Origin of the sequence: Allgaiera indica (assembly GCF_900106675.1) — a bacterium.
Classification (GTDB): Bacteria; Pseudomonadota; Alphaproteobacteria; order Rhodobacterales; family Rhodobacteraceae; genus Acidimangrovimonas; species Acidimangrovimonas indica.
Genome location: NZ_FNOB01000008.1, coordinates 12,391 through 30,546, shown reverse-complemented (window position 1 = coordinate 30,546; position 18,156 = coordinate 12,391). Strand labels below are relative to the sequence as shown.

The 18,156-nt window shown below is 66.4% G+C and carries 16 protein-coding genes; 6 read left to right on the top strand and 10 right to left on the bottom strand.

Annotated elements, in window-relative coordinates; genetic code table 11:
• Nucleotides 1-24: 24 nt before the first annotated feature.
• Both BLV97_RS08790 and BLV97_RS08785 read right to left on the bottom strand, forming a co-directional pair.
• On the bottom strand, nt 25-873 hold the full coding sequence (locus BLV97_RS08790; RefSeq protein WP_035844698.1) for a flagellar motor protein MotB: 849 nt from the start codon (nt 871-873) through the stop codon (nt 25-27).
• A 269-nt stretch (nt 874-1,142) separates the two neighbouring features.
• Nucleotides 1,143-2,438, bottom strand: a complete 1,296-nt coding sequence (locus tag BLV97_RS08785) for a PP2C family protein-serine/threonine phosphatase (protein ID WP_373296452.1) — start codon at nt 2,436-2,438, stop codon at nt 1,143-1,145.
• A 194-nt stretch (nt 2,439-2,632) separates the two neighbouring features.
• Between BLV97_RS08785 and BLV97_RS08780 the strand changes: the two genes are divergently transcribed.
• On the top strand, nt 2,633-2,977 hold the full coding sequence (locus BLV97_RS08780) for an Hpt domain-containing protein (RefSeq protein WP_035844695.1): 345 nt from the start codon (nt 2,633-2,635) through the stop codon (nt 2,975-2,977).
• A 49-nt stretch (nt 2,978-3,026) separates the two neighbouring features.
• On the opposite strand, the gene ilvA is transcribed toward BLV97_RS08780, so the two are convergent.
• The gene (gene ilvA / locus BLV97_RS08775; RefSeq protein ID WP_035844694.1) at nt 3,027-4,274 is read right to left on the bottom strand and encodes a threonine ammonia-lyase IlvA; all 1,248 of its coding nucleotides are present in this window, start codon (nt 4,272-4,274) and stop codon (nt 3,027-3,029) included.
• An 86-nt stretch (nt 4,275-4,360) separates the two neighbouring features.
• Here ilvA and BLV97_RS08770 point away from each other — a divergent pair, with 86 nt between their 5' ends.
• Both BLV97_RS08770 and BLV97_RS08765 read left to right on the top strand, forming a co-directional pair.
• Nucleotides 4,361-4,582, top strand: coding sequence for a hypothetical protein (locus BLV97_RS08770; RefSeq protein ID WP_035844693.1), 222 nt, complete (start codon nt 4,361-4,363; stop codon nt 4,580-4,582).
• A 185-nt stretch (nt 4,583-4,767) separates the two neighbouring features.
• Nucleotides 4,768-5,991, top strand: coding sequence for an argininosuccinate synthase (locus BLV97_RS08765; protein WP_035844692.1), 1,224 nt, complete (start codon nt 4,768-4,770; stop codon nt 5,989-5,991).
• Between the two features lie 82 nt (nt 5,992-6,073).
• Here BLV97_RS08765 and BLV97_RS08760 read toward each other — a convergent pair whose 3' ends face one another.
• From BLV97_RS08760 to BLV97_RS08750, 3 genes are read right to left on the bottom strand one after another with little or no spacing between them, the layout of a single operon-like run.
• On the bottom strand, nt 6,074-6,784 hold the full coding sequence (locus tag BLV97_RS08760) for a sulfotransferase-like domain-containing protein (protein ID WP_035844691.1): 711 nt from the start codon (nt 6,782-6,784) through the stop codon (nt 6,074-6,076).
• A complete protein-coding gene (locus BLV97_RS08755) occupies nt 6,784-7,689 on the bottom strand; it encodes a D-amino acid aminotransferase (protein ID WP_035844829.1) in 906 nt (301 codons plus the stop codon). The genes BLV97_RS08760 and BLV97_RS08755 overlap by 1 nt, the downstream gene beginning before the upstream one ends.
• Nucleotides 7,690-7,697: 8 nt before the next feature.
• Complete coding sequence (locus BLV97_RS08750; protein ID WP_035844689.1) at nt 7,698-8,576, bottom strand: ribokinase; 879 nt, start codon at nt 8,574-8,576, stop codon at nt 7,698-7,700.
• Nucleotides 8,577-8,862: 286 nt separating this feature from the next.
• Between BLV97_RS08750 and mutS the strand changes: the two genes are divergently transcribed.
• Nucleotides 8,863-11,487 carry a DNA mismatch repair protein MutS gene (mutS, locus tag BLV97_RS08745; protein WP_051646191.1) on the top strand — a complete coding sequence of 875 codons (2,625 nt, stop codon included), beginning with the start codon at nt 8,863-8,865 and terminating at the stop codon, nt 11,485-11,487.
• Between the two features lie 120 nt (nt 11,488-11,607).
• On the opposite strand, the gene ubiB is transcribed toward mutS, so the two are convergent.
• Complete coding sequence (gene ubiB, locus BLV97_RS08740) at nt 11,608-13,137, bottom strand: 2-polyprenylphenol 6-hydroxylase (protein WP_035844687.1); 1,530 nt, start codon at nt 13,135-13,137, stop codon at nt 11,608-11,610.
• Between the two features lies 1 nt (nt 13,138).
• Complete coding sequence (gene ubiE / locus BLV97_RS08735) at nt 13,139-13,891, bottom strand: bifunctional demethylmenaquinone methyltransferase/2-methoxy-6-polyprenyl-1,4-benzoquinol methylase UbiE (protein ID WP_035844685.1); 753 nt, start codon at nt 13,889-13,891, stop codon at nt 13,139-13,141.
• Nucleotides 13,892-13,989: 98 nt separating this feature from the next.
• Here ubiE and mutM point away from each other — a divergent pair, with 98 nt between their 5' ends.
• Together mutM and BLV97_RS08725 are read left to right on the top strand one after the other, a co-directional pair.
• A complete protein-coding gene (mutM, locus tag BLV97_RS08730; RefSeq protein WP_035844825.1) occupies nt 13,990-14,841 on the top strand; it encodes a bifunctional DNA-formamidopyrimidine glycosylase/DNA-(apurinic or apyrimidinic site) lyase in 852 nt (283 codons plus the stop codon).
• A gap of 95 nt (nt 14,842-14,936) precedes the next feature.
• On the top strand, nt 14,937-15,713 hold the full coding sequence (locus BLV97_RS08725) for an enoyl-CoA hydratase (protein WP_035844683.1): 777 nt from the start codon (nt 14,937-14,939) through the stop codon (nt 15,711-15,713).
• 36 nt (nt 15,714-15,749) lie between these two features.
• Here BLV97_RS08725 and BLV97_RS08720 read toward each other — a convergent pair whose 3' ends face one another.
• Together BLV97_RS08720 and BLV97_RS08715 are read right to left on the bottom strand one after the other, a co-directional pair.
• Entirely contained in the window at nt 15,750-17,225 is a 1,476-nt protein-coding gene (locus tag BLV97_RS08720) for an ATP-binding cassette domain-containing protein (RefSeq protein ID WP_035844681.1), read from the bottom strand.
• The gene (locus BLV97_RS08715) at nt 17,222-18,148 is read right to left on the bottom strand and encodes a branched-chain amino acid ABC transporter permease (protein WP_035844679.1); all 927 of its coding nucleotides are present in this window, start codon (nt 18,146-18,148) and stop codon (nt 17,222-17,224) included. Before BLV97_RS08715 ends, BLV97_RS08720 begins: the two co-directional genes overlap by 4 nt.
• Nucleotides 18,149-18,156: the final 8 nt, after the last annotated feature.

Genomic DNA, 18,156 nt, shown 5'->3' with positions numbered 1-18,156 from the left:
GAAGATCGCGTCGGCGAAGCCGGGTCAGCGGCGGCTTCGCAGCAAGATCATCTCGACACGGTTGTTGCGCGCGGCCTCGCGGTTGTCGGCGGCAGGCTTTCGATCGGCGAAGCCGGTGACCCGCTCGATCCGGCCCGGCGAAAGGCCGTTGGCTTCCAGCAGGTCGCGCACCGCGCCTGCGCGAGCGACAGACAGCGGCCAGACAGGGTTGTCCTTCAGAACGACGGGGTAAGAGCGCACATGCCCGGCCACCGCCACCTTGTTTCCAACCAGGGAGAAGACCTCGGCGATCATCTTGACCAGATCGCGCGTGGCTTTTTCGGGAACCGCGCTGTCGGCGCCGAAAAGCGGCTGCTTGGGAAGGTCGAACAACTCGACGATCAGGCCCTCGTCTGTCAGCTTTGTCACCACATGGCGCATGGCGTTGTCATCGCTCATGGTCTCGCCGCCAAGCGCGTGCAGGGTCTGTTCCAGCGCGCGCAGGCGTTGCTCTTCCTTGCGGCCGGCTTGGCCATCGGCACTGCTGGGGCTTGCCGCACCCGAGGCCTGACGCTGTTCGGTCGGATGGGTATTGCTGGCGCCGGTGCCCGCCTGGGCGATCTGGTTCTCGGAAAAGACCGTCTCGCCACCGAAGGCGCCGTCACCGCCGCCCGAGACCCGGTTGATCGGGATTGTCGGGCTGAAATAGTCCGCGATTCCCTTGCGTTGCTTTTCAGTCGTCGCGTTCAGCAGCCACATCAGCATGAAGAAGGCCATCATCGCGGTCACGAAATCCGCATAAGCCACTTTCCAGGCACCGCCATGATGGCCGTCAGCGCCTGCCTTCTTCTTGCGTTTGATAACTACTGGCGCGGCATTGCCATGCGCGTCCATCACATCACCCGTTCATTCACCCGTCGATCAGCATAGAGGGGGGAGATGAACAGCGGCTTAACCCGGGGTCGGGGCGACCGAAGTGCAAGCCAGGCGCGCCCGCGCCGGTTCGCGGCTGGTCCGCGAACGCGCAGACAAAGGCGCGACGCTTGCCCCCTTCTCGCGACAATATCCTGGGGGCCGCGGGGGCAATGTCCGCGCCGTGCCGGCATGGGAACGCGCTGGAAAACGTCAGGACGCGAACTCGGACCGGAAGGAACGCTAAGGCCCTAGGCCTCCGACGGCCCGGGATCTTCGCTCAGGTGCTTGAGTTCGAGCAGCACACCCGAAACGTCATCCCGGAAATCGCTGCCGCCGGAAAAGCTGTTCAGATCCCACATCATCGCCTCAAGAAGCGTCGGCCCGCACAGCTGGCGATTGGCGGTCAGGATGCGTGCCACGCCGGCCTCGGCCAGCTGCGCGCCCGCCGGATCTTCGCATTCGGTGATGCCGTCCGACATCAGGATCAGCCGATCCCCCGGCCGCAGCAGGACCGTGACATCCTGGTAGCGCGCGTTGGGGATCAGCCCGACCGGCAGCCCGCCATTGCCCAGGAATTCGATCCGCCCGTCGGCATGCTGCACCGCGGGATGGGGATGCCCCGCCTGCACCAGCGCGGTGCGGCCAGTGGTTAGATCGACCTCGGCATAAAGCAAGGTCAGGTACTGATCGGTCTTCATCTCGTCCAACAGCAGTCGGTTCAGTGCCGCCGCCACCTCGGCCGGGGAGCGCGCGCTGTGGCCTGGTCCCTCAGCCCGTAGCGCGATGTTCTGGTCCGGTGTCGCGGCCGAGAACAGGCCGGCAAGCCGGGCTGTCATGAGCGCCGAGGTCACGCCATGGCCCGACACGTCGATCGCATACAGCCCGATCCGCTGTGCGCCGATCGGAAAGCAGCCCACCAGATCGCCGCCGACATGCCCTGACGGCCGCAGCAGAAGCGAGACCTCGGCCGCGCCGAAATCGCGATGACGTTCGCGAACCAGCGATTGCTGCAGTTTGCGCGCCTCGATCAATTCACGGTCGAGCGAATCATAGAGCGAGCGGATCTCGGACAGGGCGCTGCCGATCACCCGGTTCTTCTCGGTCAGTTCGCGTTCCATTCGGACGATCCGTTCCCCCGCGGCGACTCGGGCGCGCAGTTCGTCGGGATTGACCGGCTTGGCCAGGAAATCGTCGGCCCCCGCGTCGAGCCCCAGCGCGACGTCGTGCTTGTCGCTTTTCGAGGTCAGCAGGATGAAATAGCCGTAGCTGTCGCGCTTCAGCGCGCGAAAGGCGCGGCAGAACGACAGGCCGTCCATTCCCGGCATCATCCAGTCGCTGACGACCAGGTCGACGGGATGGGCACGGCAGAACTCCAGCGCCTCGGCGCCCGATCCGGCCTCTGCCACCTGATAGCCCAGCCGCAGCAGCGCGGCCGACACCAGCCGCCGTTGGGCCCGGCTGTCATCGACCACCAGAACCTGGCGGATCGCGCCGGCCCCCTGCGAGGCGTGCGGCGCGCGGTTTTCTGACTGCAACGGTTGCAACGGTGCCTCGTTTCTTGCCTACCCGCCAGAATGGCCGAGACCGCTTAACAGCCTATGAAAGTTAAAATCCGCAGTGACTTGGCGGGCCCCGGAGGCGTGATCTCGCCGCCTCGTGCCCTGGATCTAACCCTTCTTTAAGGCATCTGGCACAGGCTGATCCGATGGTGGGCCGCTGCACGCGAAGGAGGGTGAAGATGATTGATTGGGGCCGGGTAGAGACCTTATTTGAAGAAATCGGTGGTGAGGATTTCCACGAAGTGGTGCAGATCTTTCTGGAGGAAGCCGATTCGGTGATCGCGCGGCTCGAGACCGCGCCGGATCCTGATTGCTATGAGGAAGATCTGCATTTTCTCAAGGGCAGCGCGCTGAACCTCGGGTTCTCGGACCTGGCCGCATTGTGCCAGGTGGGAGAGCGCCAGGCAGCGGCAGGTTCGGCGGAGCATATTGATATCGGCCCGATCCTTCGGTGTTATCGCGCCTCGGTCGACGCCTTTGCCGAGCGTGGCGGCCCGCCGAGCCAGCGCAGTAGCGCGGCCTGAGGCCGCAAGGGTGGTGAGAAGGCGCTTACATCGCGGGGCGAGGCAGCGGTTAGACCAGGAAACCCGAGAGGGTCTCGTCCGCGGTAATGTCGCGGTAGGTGAAGCCCGCGACCGCCATCCGTTCTGTCAGGCCGGTGAAATTCTCGGCCCGACTGGTTTCGATCCCGATCAGGACAGAGCCAAAGTTGCGGGCGGATTTCTTCAGATATTCGAACCGGGCGATATCGTCGTCGGGGCCCAGAAGCTCCAGGAAATCGCGCAGCGCGCCGGGGCGTTGCGGCAGGCGCAGGATAAAGTATTTCTTCACGCCGGAATAGCGCTGGGCGCGTTCCTTGACCTCGGGCAGGCGCTCGAAATCGAAATTCCCGCCAGAGGTCACGCAGACCACCGTCTTGCCGGCGATCGTCGCGGCCAGGTCGGGCAGCACGTCGACCGACAGCGCGCCGGCGGGTTCCAGCACGATGCCCTCGACATTCAGCATCTCGAGGATCGTGGTGCAGATCCGGTCCTCGGGTGCCAGCAGCACCTGGTCGGTGCCGAAATCCTTCAGCCGGGCGAAGGGCTCGTCGCCGATCCGTGCCACGGCGGCGCCGTCGACAAAGCCGTCGACCCGGTCCAGCGTGACCGGCGCCCCGGCCTTCAGCGCCGCGCTCAGGCTGGCACCGCCCTGCGGTTCGACGAAATGGAAACGGGTCTCGGGGGCCGTCTCGGCCATGTAGCGGGTGACGCCTGCGGCCAGACCGCCGCCGCCGACCGGCAAGATCACCGCATCGGGCGCGCGGCCCAGTTGCGCCAGCATCTCGACGGCGACGCTGGCCTGGCCCTCGATCACATCGGGATCGTCGAAGGGCGCCAGGAAATGCGCGCCCACCGCGTCGCAGAAACTGCGGGCCGAGGCCAGCGATTGATCGAAATAGTCCCCGACCAGGCGGATATCGACGTGATCGCCGCCGAAGGTACGGGTCTTGCCGATCTTCTGGGCGGGCGTGGTGACCGGCATGAAGATCGTGCCCTTCACGCCGAAATGGCGGCAAGCCCAGGCCACGCCCTGGGCATGGTTTCCCGCGCTGGCGCAGACGAAATGGCCCTGTGCCGCATCGGCCGCCAGCACCTTGCGCATCGCGTTGAAGGCGCCGCGCAGCTTGTAGCTGCGCACCGGGCTCAGATCCTCGCGCTTCAGCCAGATCTCGGCGCCGTAGCGGGCCGACAGGTGATCGTTGCGCAGCAGGGGCGTCGGCGCCAGCACGGCGCGCAGGGCGGTCTCGGCCCGCCGAGCGTCTTCGGAAAAATCCATCATCGCCAAGCTCTGGCCGGTTTGGCCCCGCCTGGCAAGGGGGCGCCCGCCGGCCGCCTTCCCGTTTTCCGCAACCAGGAGGTGCTTTGATGCAACCGATCTTTCCCCGCCCGCTTCTGATCTTCGTGCTGATCGCGCTGGCTGCTGCGACCTTCGGCGCCCGTGCGCAAACCACGCTGCGCCCGCTGACGCAGGTGCGTGCAGAACTGGCGATCCTCGACCCCTACGCGCCTGATTTCGAGGTCACGATCAAGCGTCTCCTGGCCGAAGAACGCGCGGCCCTGCGCTCTTATATGCGTATCGCGGGCTGAACCGCGCCAAAACCCGCCATTCCTGCCATCATCCGGCTCGGGCGCGCGGACCGTCCTTATGGGCGCGTGGCGCGCTGCCCGGCCGTTGCGGCCCGCCCGTCCAGATGATTTGGCATGGCCGTCTCCTTGCCCTCGGGGCCCAAACCGGCTAAGCGCCCAGCGTTCATCCGACGCAGGAGGGTTCCATGTCTGCTCCCAAGAAGGTCGTGCTTGCCTATTCCGGCGGTCTCGACACCTCGATCATTCTCAAGTGGCTGCAGACGGAATACCGATGCGAGGTGGTGACCTTCACCGCCGACCTCGGCCAGGGCGAAGAGCTGGAGCCGGCGCGCGCCAAGGCGGAGATGCTGGGGATCGCCCCCTCGAACATCTACATCGAGGACGTGCGCGAGGAATTCGTGCGCGACTTCGTCTTCCCGATGTTCCGCGCCAATGCGCTTTACGAAGGGCTCTACCTGCTGGGCACCTCGATCGCGCGGCCGCTGATCTCGAAGCGGCTGGTCGAGATCGCGCATGAGACCGGCGCCGATGCCGTGGCCCACGGCGCCACCGGCAAGGGCAACGATCAGGTGCGGTTCGAATTGTCGGCCTATGCCCTCGACCCGGCGATCAAGGTGATCGCGCCGTGGCGCGAATGGGACCTGACCAGCCGCACCAAGCTCTTGGAATTCGCCGAGGCGCACCAGATCCCGATCGCCAAGAACAAACGCGGCGAGGCGCCGTTCTCGGTCGACGCGAACCTGCTGCACACCTCGTCCGAGGGCCGCGTGCTCGAAGATCCGGGCCAGGAAGCGCCCGATTACGTCTATCAGCGCGTGACCCGCCCCGAAGAGGCGCCCGACGCCCCCGAGATGGTGGAGATCGCCTTCGAGAAGGGCGATGCGGTGGCGATCAACGGCGAAGCGATGAGCCCGGCCACGATCCTGACCAGGCTGAACGAACTGGGCGGCAAGCACGGTATCGGCATTCTCGATCTGGTCGAGAACCGCTTCGTCGGCATGAAATCGCGGGGCGTCTATGAGACGCCCGGCGGCACCATCCTGCTGGAAGCGCACCGCGGGATCGAGCAGATCACCCTCGATTCGGGCGCCGGCCATCTCAAGGATTGGCTGATGCCCCGCTATGCCGAGCTGATCTACAACGGCTTCTGGTTCTCGCCCGAGCGCGAGATGCTGCAAGCGGCCATCGACAAGAGCCAGGAACATGTCACCGGCACCGTGCGCGTGAAGCTCTACAAGGGCTCGGCCCGGACAGTCGCGCGCTGGTCGGATCATTCGCTCTATTCCGAGGCGCATGTGACCTTCGAGGAAGACGCCGGCGCCTATGACCAGAAGGATGCCGAAGGTTTCATCCGCCTCAACGCGCTGCGGCTGAAGCTGCTGGCGACCCGCAACGCCAAGTTCAAATAGGCTCAAACCCGGCCGAGAACGCGTCAGGGGCCGTCAAATCGCCGGCCCCTTCATCTTGGCGAAAATACTCCCGCCGGAGGCGTCACCGAATCCGCAGATCGGCCATCCGCCGGTAATGGGGCATGGCCTCCTCCATCAGCGCCTGGTCGCGCCCGTCCAACTCCGGCAACGGCCCCTCCTCGCCGGCGAAGCCGGTCGAGGCATGGATCGCCCCGTACCAATGCGCGGCCCAGACGCCATCGGCGGGGTTTCCCCCCGCGGGCCAGCGCGTCATCGCCGGCTCGAACCCGATCCCCAGACGCGCGCACAGCTTTGCCAGCATCCCGGCGGGGTCGCGGCGGATATCGGCGCTGTCCAGCACGATCGGCTCCGCCCCGCCGTAGACGTCGCACAGCTCGGCCAGCCGGCGAAAGCCCAGATCGGCCTCGACCGGCGCCTCGCGCTTCTGGGCGTAGCTGGCGATCACCCGGGCCGGGTGGCGGATCAGGAAGACGTTGGTTACCCGATGCGCCCAGTCCAGCGGCATGCCGGGCACCATGTGCTGGGCCATGTGTTTCTGGTAAAAAAGGCTCTGTCCTTGCGGAATCGGCCCCATGCAGGCGGCGGCCACCCGGGCCGGATCGGGTTCGCCCGCCGCAATGATCTCGTTGCGCATCGGATGGTCGAGCCCGGTGCTCCGCAGATAGGCTGCATAGAAGGGTTCGTCCCAGACCGCGCAATCGGGGCGCTGGGCAAAGGCATACATCATCGCGGTGGAAAGGTTCCGCGGCCCGGACCACATGGCGATACGCATCACGCGCCCCCGGCGATCAGCGCCTTGTAAAGCGCGCGGATGCGTTCGGTCACCGGCCCCATCCGGCCGGTGCCGATCACCCGCCCGTCGATCTCGGCCACCGGGGTCTGGGCGCCGAATGTGCCGGTCAGGAAGGCCTCGTCGGCGCCATAGGTCTCGACCAGGCTGAAGTTCTTTTCAAACACCGGAATGTCGTTCGCGCGGCACAGGTCGATCACCTTCTGACGGGTGATCCCGTTCATGCAATAATCGCCGGTCGAGGTCCAAACCTGCCCCTTTCGGACGATGAAGAAGTTGCAGGCGTTCGTCGTGTTGACGAAGCCGTGGACATCCAGCATCAGCGCCTCGTCCGCGCCCGCCTTCTCGGCGGCGATGCAGGCAAGGATGCAGTTCAGCTTCGAATGCGAATTCAGCTTGGGGTCCTGCGTCATCGGCAGGCCGCGGATATGCGGCACCGTCGCCAGACGGATGGGCCGCGGCAGCGACGGGCGCGAATGTTCGAGAATGATCACCACGGTGGGGCCCGAGCGCGACAGCGAAGGATGCTGGAACGGCCGTTGCTTGACCCCGCGGGTCACCATCAGCCGGGCATGGGCGTCGGTTTCCATCCCGTTCGCGGCGCGCAGGTCTTCCAGCGCCCGCACGACGCCGGCGCGGTCCAGCCCGATATCAAGGTCGATCGCCTTCGCAGCCTCGAACAGCCGGTCGAGATGATCGTCGAGAAAGGCCCAGCGGCCATCGTACAGGCGCAATCCCTCCCACACGCCGTCGCCCAGCATGAAGCCGCTGTCATAGACGCTGACCGTGGCCTCGGCCTTGGGAACGGTGCGGCCGTTCACATGGATCAGCAGGCGCTCGTTGCGGGCGTCCTCCTGCGCCTGGTGGGTGGTGACGTGAGAGGAGATATCCGGGCTCACGCCTGCTGCTCCAGAAAGCTGTCCACCTCGTCGCGAGAGGGCATGGCGTCGGCGGTGCCGGGGCGGGTGACCTGCAGCGCGGCGGCGGCGGCGGCGAAGCGCATCGCCTCGGCCGGCGGACGGCCCGCGTCAAGTGCGGCGGCGAGAAAGCCGGTGAAGCAATCCCCCGCGCCGGTGGTGTCGACGGGCTTTACCGCGAAGGCGGGCGCGAATACCGGCTCTGACCCCGCCGAAATCCATTCCGCCCCCTCGCCTCCGCGGGTGACGACGACGCCCTTCACCGGCAGTTCCGAAAGTTCCTGGCCCAAGGTGTCACGCAATTGCCGGGCCTCGACGGCGTTCATCACCAGAAGGCTTGCGTGGGGCAGCACCGCGCGCACCGCGTCGATGTCGAAAGGGGCGGCGGAATAGATCACCCGCATTCCTGCCTCGCGGGCCAGGCGGGCGGCCTCGACCTGATGCGAGGTCTCGTTTTGCAGCAGCAGCGTGTCGCTTGGGCTGGCGGCCTCCAGCGCGCGGGCGATGGCTTCGGGCGATTGGGTGCGGTTGGCACCGGGGAAGATGACGATCGTGTTCTCTCCGGCGGCGTCGACATTGATGATCGCATGGCCGGTCGGGATCTCGACACAGGCGATATTCGTGGCGTCGACGCCGTAGGATTCAAGCCGTTGCAAGGCCCAGTCGCCGTCCTCGCCGGTGGCGCCGACATGCAAGACCCGCGCCCCGGCCCGGGCCGCCGCGACAGATTGGTTCGCGCCCTTGCCGCCCAGGCCCGTGCTGTAGCCGCCGGTCGCCACGGTCTCGCCGGGGGCGGGCAATCGCGGCAGCTGGTAGAAATGATCAAGGTTGATCGAGCCCAGGTTGTAGATCGTCATATGCCCCCCTCTTCGTCCCTGTTTCCGCGAAGAACCGCCCCCCGGCCACGTTCGCCGGCCGCCCGCGCCGCCAGGCTGGGAAATTCGGCGATCGCCGCCCTGTCCAGTCCCCGTCTGCGCACTGCATTTACCACGCAAGTTCCTCCCTGCGACATCTCGCTTCTAGCGCCCCCCGTCGGCGGTGCCAACTGCGCTGATTTCGTGCTTTCAGGTGGGGGGTGGCTTTTGTAGGGTCTGCGCGGATCAAAGGGGGATTTCCGTGGCGGCCGAACCGAATGTCACGCCGATGATGGCGCAATATCTGGAGATCAAGGCGCAGCACAAGGATGCGCTGCTGTTCTACCGGATGGGCGATTTCTACGAGATGTTCTTCGACGACGCCGCCGCGGCCGCCGAGGCGCTGGACATCGCGCTGACCAAGCGCGGCAAGCATCTGGGCGAGGATATCGCCATGTGCGGCGTCCCGGTGCACGCGGCCGAGGGCTATCTGCTGACGCTGATCCGCAAGGGCTTTCGCGTCGCCATCGCCGAACAGATGGAGGACCCGGCCGAGGCCAAGAAGCGCGGCTCCAAATCGGTGGTGAAGCGCGATGTAGTGCGGCTGGTGACGCCGGGCACCCTGACCGAGGAAAGCCTGCTCGAGGCCCGGCGCCACAATTTCCTGGCCGCCTTTGCCGAGGTCCGCGATCAGGCGGCGCTGGCCTGGGTCGATATCTCGACGGGTGAGTTTCGGGTGATGGATTGCCCGCCGCACCGGTTGGGCCCGGAACTTGCGCGACTTGCCCCCCGCGAGGTGGTCGTAAGCGAGGCGAAAGAGGCCGATCTGGCAGGAATAGTGACGGAATCGGGCGCGGCTTCGACCCCGATGGCGCGGGCCAGCTTCGATTCCGCTTCGGCCGGGAAGCGGCTTTGTGCTCTTTATTCCGTGGGCTCGCTGGAAGGGTTCGGCAGCTTCTCGCGGGCCGAGATTTCGGCGATGGGCGCGATCGTCGATTATCTGGATCTCACCCAGCGCGGCAAGCTTCCGCTGCTGCGCGCGCCGGTGAAGGAAAGCGCCGCGCGCGTGATGCAGATCGACGCGGCGACGCGGCGCAGCCTGGAAATCACGACCGGCACGGGGGGCGGGCGCGACGGCTCGCTTCTGGCGGCGGTGGACCGCACGGTGACGGCGGCGGGCGGGCGGCTGCTGGAGCGCCGCCTTTCCAGCCCCTCGCGCGATCTGACAGAGATCCACGCGCGCCATCTGGCGGTGCGATTTCTGCTGGAACAGAGCCGTTTTCGCGATGACCTGCGCGCCCAGCTTCGCAAGGTGCCCGACATGGACCGTGCGTTGTCGCGGCTGGCGTTGGATCGCGGCGGGCCGCGCGATCTGGCGGCGATCCGCGGCGGGCTGACCCAGGCCGGAGAGGTCGCCGAGCGCATCGCCGCGGCCGAGGCGCCGCCGCTGCTGAACGCCGCCGGGACGGCGCTGGTGAACCACGAGGACCTTGTCGATCTGCTCGACACCGCGCTGGTGGCGGAACCCCCGTTGCTGGCGCGTGATGGCGGTTTCATCGCGCCGGGCCACGACGTGGAACTGGACGAGGCGCGCGAGCTGCGCGACGAGGGCCGCGGCGTGATCGCCCGGATGCAGGCCGACTATGCCGCGCAGACCGGGATCGCGTCGTTGAAGATCAAGCACAACAACGTGCTGGGCTATTTCATCGAGACGACCGCGACCCATGCCGAAAGGATGCTTTCGGCGCCGTTGAACGAGACTTTCATCCACCGCCAGACCACGGCCAATCAGGTGCGTTTCACCACGGTGCCGCTAAGCGAGATGGAAACCCGGATCCTGAATGCCGGAAACCGGGCGCTGGAGATTGAAAAAAGGCTCTATGACAGCCTGAAACAGGCCATCCTTGCCCGCGCACCGCAGATCGGAGAGGCCGCCCGCGCGCTGGCCGAGATCGACCTGGCCGCCAGTTTCGCCGACCTCGCCGCGGCCGAGGATTGGGTCGAACCCAGGGTCGATGACAGCCGCGGCTTCACCGTGACGGGCGGGCGCCACCCGGTGGTGGAACGCGCGCTGCGCAGGCAAGGGGCGGGGCCGTTCGTCGCCAACGATTGCGACCTGACGCCCGGCGACACCCCGGCGATCTGGCTGCTGACGGGGCCGAACATGGCGGGAAAATCCACCTTCCTGCGCCAGAACGCGCTGATCGCGTTGCTGGCCCAGGCCGGCAGCTTCGTGCCGGCGGCAAGCGCGCATCTGGGCCTTGTCAGTCAATTGTTCAGCCGCGTCGGCGCCTCGGACGATCTGGCGCGCGGCCGGTCGACCTTCATGGTCGAGATGGTGGAAACTGCGGCGATTCTCAATCAGGCCGACGACCGTGCGCTGGTGATCCTGGATGAAATCGGCCGCGGCACCGCCACCTATGACGGGCTTTCGATCGCTTGGGCGGTGCTGGAGCACCTGCATGACGTGAACCGCTGCCGGGCGCTGTTCGCCACCCATTACCATGAGATGACGGCGCTGGCGGGCAAGTTGCCGGGGGCAGAGAATGCCACCGTTGCGGTGCGTGAATGGGAAGGCGAGGTGATCTTTCTGCACGAGGTGCTGAAGGGGGCGGCGGATCGTTCCTACGGCGTGCAGGTGGCGCGGCTTGCGGGTCTGCCCGAGGCGGTGGTGGCCCGCGCCCGCACGGTGCTGGACGCGCTGGAGAAGGGCGAGCGCGAAGGCGGCGAGGCGAAAAAGGCGCTGGTCGACGATCTGCCGCTTTTCGCCACCCAGCCCCCCGCGCCGACACCCGCCCTGGCGAAGGGCTCGGCGGTCGAGGCGGCACTGCGCGAGGTGCATCCGGACGAACTGACGCCTCTCGACGCCCTGCGGCTGGTCTATGATCTGCGCGGAAAGCTGGAACAGGGCTGACTGGCCACTTCACCTTGGTGAAAATAGGCCAAACGCGCCGCCATCGGCGCGCGTGACGATGCGACGGGCTATGACACCCCGGTCCCCGTCCTGTCCCCGTGCGGGAAACCGCCGCGAAGTCTAGATCAGCGTGCCGAGATAGACACCCACCACGACCAGAACCGCCCCGAGCGCGATCCAGCCCAGCGGCGCAAAGGTGCTTTGGGTTTCGGGCGGCGCCTCTTCCTGCGACTGGCGGATCAGCGCGGCCTCGACCATCTGCGGCAGCCGGGGCCCGAAGCGGCCCAGGACGCGTGCGGTACGCGCCAGATCGCGCACCGCGGCATGGGGGCCGACATGCTGGCGGACGTAGCTTTCGACCACCGGACGCGCCACCTGCCAGATGTTGATATGCGGATCGAGCGAGCGCGCGACGCCCTCGACCACCACCATCGTGCGTTGCAGCAAGATCAGTTCGGTCCGGGTCTGCATCCCGAAGCGCTCGGTTACCTCGAACAGGTAGCTCAGCAGTCGCGCCATCGAGATGCGCGACGCATCCATGCCGAAAATCGGCTCTCCGACGGCACGAAGCGCGCGGGCGAAGGCGTCGATGTCGCGGTCGGCGGGAACGTAGCCGGCCTCGAAATGCACCTCGGCCACGCGGCGGTAGTCGCGGCGGATGAAGCCATAGAGGATCTCGGCATAGACGCGGCGGGTGTATTCGTCGATCGCACCCATGATGCCGAAATCGTAGGCCAGGATCTCACCCGAGGCGCCGACCTTCATGTTGCCCTGGTGCATGTCGGCATGGAAGAAGCCGTCGCGCAGCGCGTGCGACAGGAACAGCTGCAGCACCCGCGCGCCCAGCTTGGCGCGGTCATGACCGGCCGCGTCCAGCGCGGCGTTGTCGCCCAGCGGCAGGCCCTCGGCCCAGTCCAGCGTCATCACTCGGCGCGCCGAAAGATTCCAGCGCGGCTCGGGGATGGAAAAGCCTTCGTCCCGCGCCGTGTTGGCCGCGAATTCCGAGGCCGAGGCGGCCTCGAGCCGCAGGTCCAGCTCGGCCAGCACCACGCCTTCGAAATGGGCGACCACGTCGTTGGGGCGCAGCCGGCGGGTGCCCGGCAACAGCCATTCGATCAGCCCGGCGCCCAGATAGAAGGCGTCCAGATCGCGGCGAAAGGCGCGTTCGATGCCCGGGCGCAGAACCTTGACGGCAACGGCCTCTCCCGTCGCGGCCAGACGGGCGCGGTGGACCTGGGCGATCGAGGCGGCGGCGACCGGTTCGGAAAACTCGGAAAACACCTCGTCCACCGCGATGTCCAGCTCTTCCGCGATGGTGCGCTTGGCCTGGGCGGTGGGGAAGGGGGGCAGCTTGTCCTGCAGATAGCGCAACTGTTCGGCGATTTCGTCGCCGACCACATCGGGGCGGGTGGAAAGGATCTGGCCGAACTTGATGTAGGCCGGCCCCAACGCGGTGATCGCGCGGGTGGTGGGCGGCAGCGCGGGATCGCCCTTCAGCCCCAGCCATTTGAACGGCCAGCCCAGCACGCGGGCGGCCAGGCGGATGCGCGGCGGGGCATTCATCGCCTCCAGCACGACTTTCATCGCGCCGGTGCGTTCGAACGTGGCGCCGGTGCGGATCAGGCGCCAAAGGTTGTGCGGCCCCCTCACGTCAGATCTTCCAGCCCGAATGAAGGGCGGCGACGCCCATCGTCAGGTTGCGGTATTTCACCTGCTCGAACCCGGCGGCGCGGATCATCGCGGCGAAGCTTTCCTGATCGGGGAAGCGGCGGATCGATTCGACCAGATATTGATAGCTTTCGCGGTCATTGGCGACGATCTGGCCCATCACGGGGATCACGTTGAACGAATAGCGGTCATAGGCCCATTGCAGCAGGTCGTTGGGGATCTGGCTGAATTCCAGCACCATCAACCGGCCGCCGGGGCGCAGCACGCGGTAGGCCTCGGCCAGCGCGTCCTGGATGCGGGTGACGTTACGGATGCCGAAGCTGATCGTGTAGACATCGAAGCTGTTGGCGTCGAACGGCAGGGCCATGGCGTCGCCCACCACCCAATCCAGGCTTTCGGCCATCTGTTCGGCCTCGGCCCGCTTGCGGCCTTCGACCAGCATCGATTCGGTCATGTCGCAGACCGTGGCCGTCGCGCCCGGTGCCCGACCCAGGAAGCGGAACGCGACGTCGCCGGTGCCGCCGGCCACGTCCAGAAGCTTCTGGCCCGGCCGCGGTGCCAGCCAATCCATCAACTGGTCCTTCCAGACGCGGTGGATGCCCATCGACATCAGATCGTTCATCACGTCGTATTTCGAGGCCACACGGGTGAAGACCCCGTGCACCATGCCGGCCTTCTGATCCTCGGCCACGGTCTGAAAACCGAAATGGGTGGTCTTGTCGTCCTGCTCGGTCATCTCGGGCCTTGCCGTCTTGTTGTACGCCCCTTCTTATAGGCCGCTGCGGCGCAGGGGCAATGCACGCCACGCCGCAGGCGCATCAGAGGGGGAAAGACGTGCCCGAATTGCCCGAGGTCGAAACCGTCCGCCGGGGGTTGGAGCCGGCGATGGCGGGATTGCGAATCGTTCAGGTCGCGGTGAACCGCCCGGATCTGCGCTGGCCGTTCCCGCCGCGCATGGCAGAGCGGCTGACCGGTGCGCGGGTGGACCGCCTGCGCAGGCGGTCGAAATACATCCTGGCCGATCTCGATACGGGTGAGTCGCTTCTGGTGCATCTGGGCATGTCGGGGCGGATGCTGATTTCGGGCGCGACGATCGGTGACTTTCACCATCCTCATCCGGCGCCGGCCAAGCACGATCATGTGGTGCTGGACATGGCGGGCGGCGCGCGCGTCACCTTCAACGATCCGCGCCGCTTCGGGGCGATGGATCTTGTGCCGACGCAAGGCGCCGAGGCGCATCCCCTGCTGGCCGGGATCGGGCCGGAACCCTTGGGAAACGCTTTCGACGAGGATTACCTGATCGCCCGCTTCAAGGGCCGCAAGGCGCCGGTGAAGGCGGCGCTGCTGGATCAGTGCGTCGTAGCGGGTCTGGGCAACATCTATGTCTGCGAGGTGCTGCACCGTACAGGGATAGATCCGCGCCGCGCCGTCGGGCGGATTTCGGCGGCGCGGGTGGCGGGCCTGGTGCCGGCGATCCGGCAGGTGCTGGAAGAGGCCATCGCGGCGGGCGGGTCGTCCTTGCGCGACTATCGCCAGGCGGATGGCGAACTGGGCTATTTCCAGCACGACTTCCGCGCCTACGGGCAAGAGGGGCAGCCCTGCCGCACCCCCGGCTGCGGCGGCACGATCGCGCGGATCGTGCAATCGGGGCGTTCGACCTTCTTCTGCCCGGATTGCCAACGCTGAGCGGACGTTCGGCAACACTGATCCGAGAGATGGCTTGATCCCCGGGCCGGGCCTGCTATGGACTCGGGGCTGAGCTGCCAAGAAGGAGCCTAAGCATGGCCTACGAGACGCTGATCGTCGACGTCGACGATTATGTCGCGGTGATCCGGCTGAACCGTCCCGACGCGCTGAACGCGCTCAACAGCCAGCTTCTCGGCGAACTGGCGGATGCGCTGAGTGCTGCGGATGCGAACGAAAAGGTGCGCTGCATCATCGTCACCGGCTCCGAGAAGGCCTTCGCCGCCGGTGCCGACATCAAGGAGATGTCCGAGAAAAGCTTTGTCGATGTTTTCGCAGGCGACCTGTTCACCGCCGAGACCGATGCGATCTTGCGGGTGCGCAAGCCGATCATCGCGGCTGTCGCGGGCTATGCGCTGGGCGGCGGCTGCGAGCTGGCGATGATGTGCGATTTCATCATCTGTGCCGACAATGCCAAGTTCGGCCAGCCCGAGATCAACCTGGGCGTCGTCGCCGGGATCGGCGGCACCCAGCGCCTGACCCGCTTCGTGGGCAAGTCGAAGGCGATGGACATGCACCTGACCGGCCGTTTCATGGACGCGGCCGAGGCCGAGCGTTCGGGCCTGGTCAGCCGCGTCGTGCCGGCCAAGAAGCTGATGGACGAGGCGATGTCCGTCGCGCGCAAGATCACCGAGAAATCGGCGCTGACCGTGATGGCGGTGAAGGAATCGGTGAACCGCAGCTATGAGACGCCGCTGCGCGAGGGCCTGCTGTTCGAACGGCGCATGTTCCACGCCCTTTTCGCCACCGAGGACCAGAAGGAGGGCATGGCCGCCTTCCTGGAGAAGCGCGAAGCCCAGTTCCGCGACCGCTAAGGCCGTGGCGCCGGGGATGTCCCCGGCGCGCAGCCTTTACAGATAGGCCTCGCCCATCTCCTTGCCGAAGGCGTCGGGTTTGCCGACCCAGGCGATCTGACCGTGTTCCAGCACATAGATCCGGTCGGAATGGGGCAGGGCGAACGTCACGTTTTGCTCTCCCAGCAGCACGGTGATCGGGGTGGTGTCGCGCAGCTTGTGCAGCGCCTGCGACAGCTGGTCCAGGATCACCGGGGCCAGGCCAAGGGTCGGTTCGTCCAGGATCAGCAGCCGCGGCTTCATCATCAGCGCCCGCGCGATCGCCAGCATCTGCTGCTCGCCGCCCGACAGGGTGTTCGCCGCCTGCCGCTGGCGTTGCTGCAGCACCGGGAACAGCCCCAGCAGCCAGGCCATCTGCTTTTCGCGCTCGCCGTCTTCCAGGTGCGCGCCGCCCAGTTCCATGTTCTCGCGCACGCTCATATATCCGAAAAGTTCCCGGGTTTCGGGGCATTGCACGATGCCGTCGCGGGCGATCTGCGCGACCGAGCGGCCGGACAATTCGCCGGTGTGCCAGTTGATCTTGCCCTCATATCCCAGAAGGCCCGAGATCGCATTGAACAGGGTGGTCTTGCCGGCGCCGTTCAGGCCGACGACCGCCACGAATTCGCCCTCGTGCACGTCCAGAGAGACCTTGTGCAGCGCCTGGGCCTTGCCGTAGCGGACCGAGAGATCCTCGATATGCAAAAGCGCCTCACCGGCCTCGCGCGCAAGCTCCGGCCGGGCGTGAGAGACGATCTCTCCGCCCATGTAGACTTCGCGCACGCGCTCATTGCGGGTCACCTGCTCGGCGGTGCCCTCAGCGATCTTCTCGCCCAGATACATCGCCAGCGCCCGGTCGACCAAGGCCGCCACGCTCTTGACGTTGTGGTCGACCAGCAGCACCGCGCGCCCTTCCTCACGAAAGCCGTGGATCAGGGCCGAGAAATCGGCCACCTCGCGCGGGGTCAGGCCGGCGAAGGGTTCATCGACCAACACCACCTTGGGTTCGCGCGCCAGCGCCTTGGCCATCTCGATGCGGCGCAGATCGGCGAAGGGCAGGGTTGAAGGCAGCCGGTCCAGCACTGCTTCCAGCCCGACGCGCTTGGCGATGGCGCGGGCGCGTTCCTCGACGGAAGGGTCGGCGACCAGGCGCAGCAGGCTGTCGGGCAGAAGCGCCAGCTTGATGTTTTCCAGCACCGTCTGGCGGTGCAGCGGGCGCGAATGCTGGAACACGATACCGATGCCTTGATGCGCGATCTTCGCCGTCGGCCAGCCGGCCACGTCGGTGCCGTCGATCACCACCTTGCCGGTGTTGGGCCGTTCGATCCCCATCACCAGCTTCATCACCGTGGACTTGCCCGACCCGTTCGGCCCGATCAGGCCCAGGATCTCTCCGGGTTTCAGGGTAAAGCCGATGTCCTTCACCGCGACGAGGCCGCCGAAGCGCTTGCTGAGGTGTTCGACTTCCAGGATGTTTGCCGTTTCGCTGCTCATGCGCCTTCCTTCGTTCTGCTGAACAGACCCAACAGGCCGCTCGGGAACAGGATGATGACCGCAAGGGTAATGCCGGAGACCACGAAGATGTTGAGCTGACCCAGCGGGCGCAGCAGCTCATCCGCCAGCAAAATCACGATCGCGCCGACCATCGCGCCCAGGATCGTGCGCCGCCCCCCCAGCACCGCCGCAATGATGATCTGCACGCCGATCGAGATGTCGATCACCGTGCCGACCGAAGCGGTGCCCGAATAGAACACCATCATCCCGCCGGCCAGGCCCGAGAGCAGCGCCGAGATGCAGAAGGCCGCGAGCCGATGCTTGGCGACGTTGAACCCCAGCGCGGCGGCGGCGACCGGATCCTGCCCCGTGGCTTCAAGGATCAGGCCAAGCGAAGAGCGCGAGATGATCACCAGAAGCACCGCGCAGGCGACCATGAACCACAGCGCGTATTCGTAGTTCACGCTGGCGTTGATCGACAGGATATCGGGGGTCATCATGCCGATCTCGCCGCCGGTGTAGGCGGAAAAGATCACGATGACATATTGCAGCAGCAGCACCGCCACCAGCGTGACCAGGCCGAAATAGGCGCCGCGCAGCTTCAGCGCGGGCAGGGCCAGAAGGATGCCGCCGATGATCGACAGGAAACCGCCGAAGATCAGGCAGACGATGATCGGCATGCCGGCGTAATTGTTCAGCAGCGCCGCGCCGTAGGCGCCCAGGCCGATCAGGAAGGTCGGGCCGAAGTTGACCATTCCGGCATAGCCGAACAGCAGGTCCCACGACATCGCGAAGACGCCGTAGAAATAGGCCATGGTCAGCACGCCCAGGTAATAGGCCGACAGCCACCACGGCCCCAGGGCCGCGATCACCAGCGCCGGCAGCGACAGCCACAGCAGGCGGGATTTCAGAAATGTCGTCATGCCCAACT

What these genes read in the sequence shown, in the direction of transcription:
- BLV97_RS08790 (WP_035844698.1), bottom strand. Translation starts at nt 873, where the DNA reads ATGGACGCGCATGGCAATGCCGCGCCAGTAGTTATCAAACGCAAGAAG.
- BLV97_RS08760 (WP_035844691.1), bottom strand. Translation starts at nt 6,784, where the DNA reads ATGCGTATCGCCATGTGGTCCGGGCCGCGGAACCTTTCCACCGCGATG.
- BLV97_RS08715 (WP_035844679.1), bottom strand. Translation starts at nt 18,148, where the DNA reads ATGACGACATTTCTGAAATCCCGCCTGCTGTGGCTGTCGCTGCCGGCG.
- mutS (WP_051646191.1), top strand. Translation starts at nt 8,863, where the DNA reads ATGATGGCGCAATATCTGGAGATCAAGGCGCAGCACAAGGATGCGCTG.
- ilvA (WP_035844694.1), bottom strand. Translation starts at nt 4,274, where the DNA reads ATGATGGATTTTTCCGAAGACGCTCGGCGGGCCGAGACCGCCCTGCGC.
- BLV97_RS08770 (WP_035844693.1), top strand. Translation starts at nt 4,361, where the DNA reads ATGCAACCGATCTTTCCCCGCCCGCTTCTGATCTTCGTGCTGATCGCG.
- BLV97_RS08725 (WP_035844683.1), top strand. Translation starts at nt 14,937, where the DNA reads ATGGCCTACGAGACGCTGATCGTCGACGTCGACGATTATGTCGCGGTG.
- BLV97_RS08750 (WP_035844689.1), bottom strand. Translation starts at nt 8,576, where the DNA reads ATGACGATCTACAACCTGGGCTCGATCAACCTTGATCATTTCTACCAG.
- ubiE (WP_035844685.1), bottom strand. Translation starts at nt 13,891, where the DNA reads ATGACCGAGCAGGACGACAAGACCACCCATTTCGGTTTTCAGACCGTG.
- BLV97_RS08765 (WP_035844692.1), top strand. Translation starts at nt 4,768, where the DNA reads ATGTCTGCTCCCAAGAAGGTCGTGCTTGCCTATTCCGGCGGTCTCGAC.
- BLV97_RS08780 (WP_035844695.1), top strand. Translation starts at nt 2,633, where the DNA reads ATGATTGATTGGGGCCGGGTAGAGACCTTATTTGAAGAAATCGGTGGT.
- BLV97_RS08720 (WP_035844681.1), bottom strand. Translation starts at nt 17,225, where the DNA reads ATGAGCAGCGAAACGGCAAACATCCTGGAAGTCGAACACCTCAGCAAG.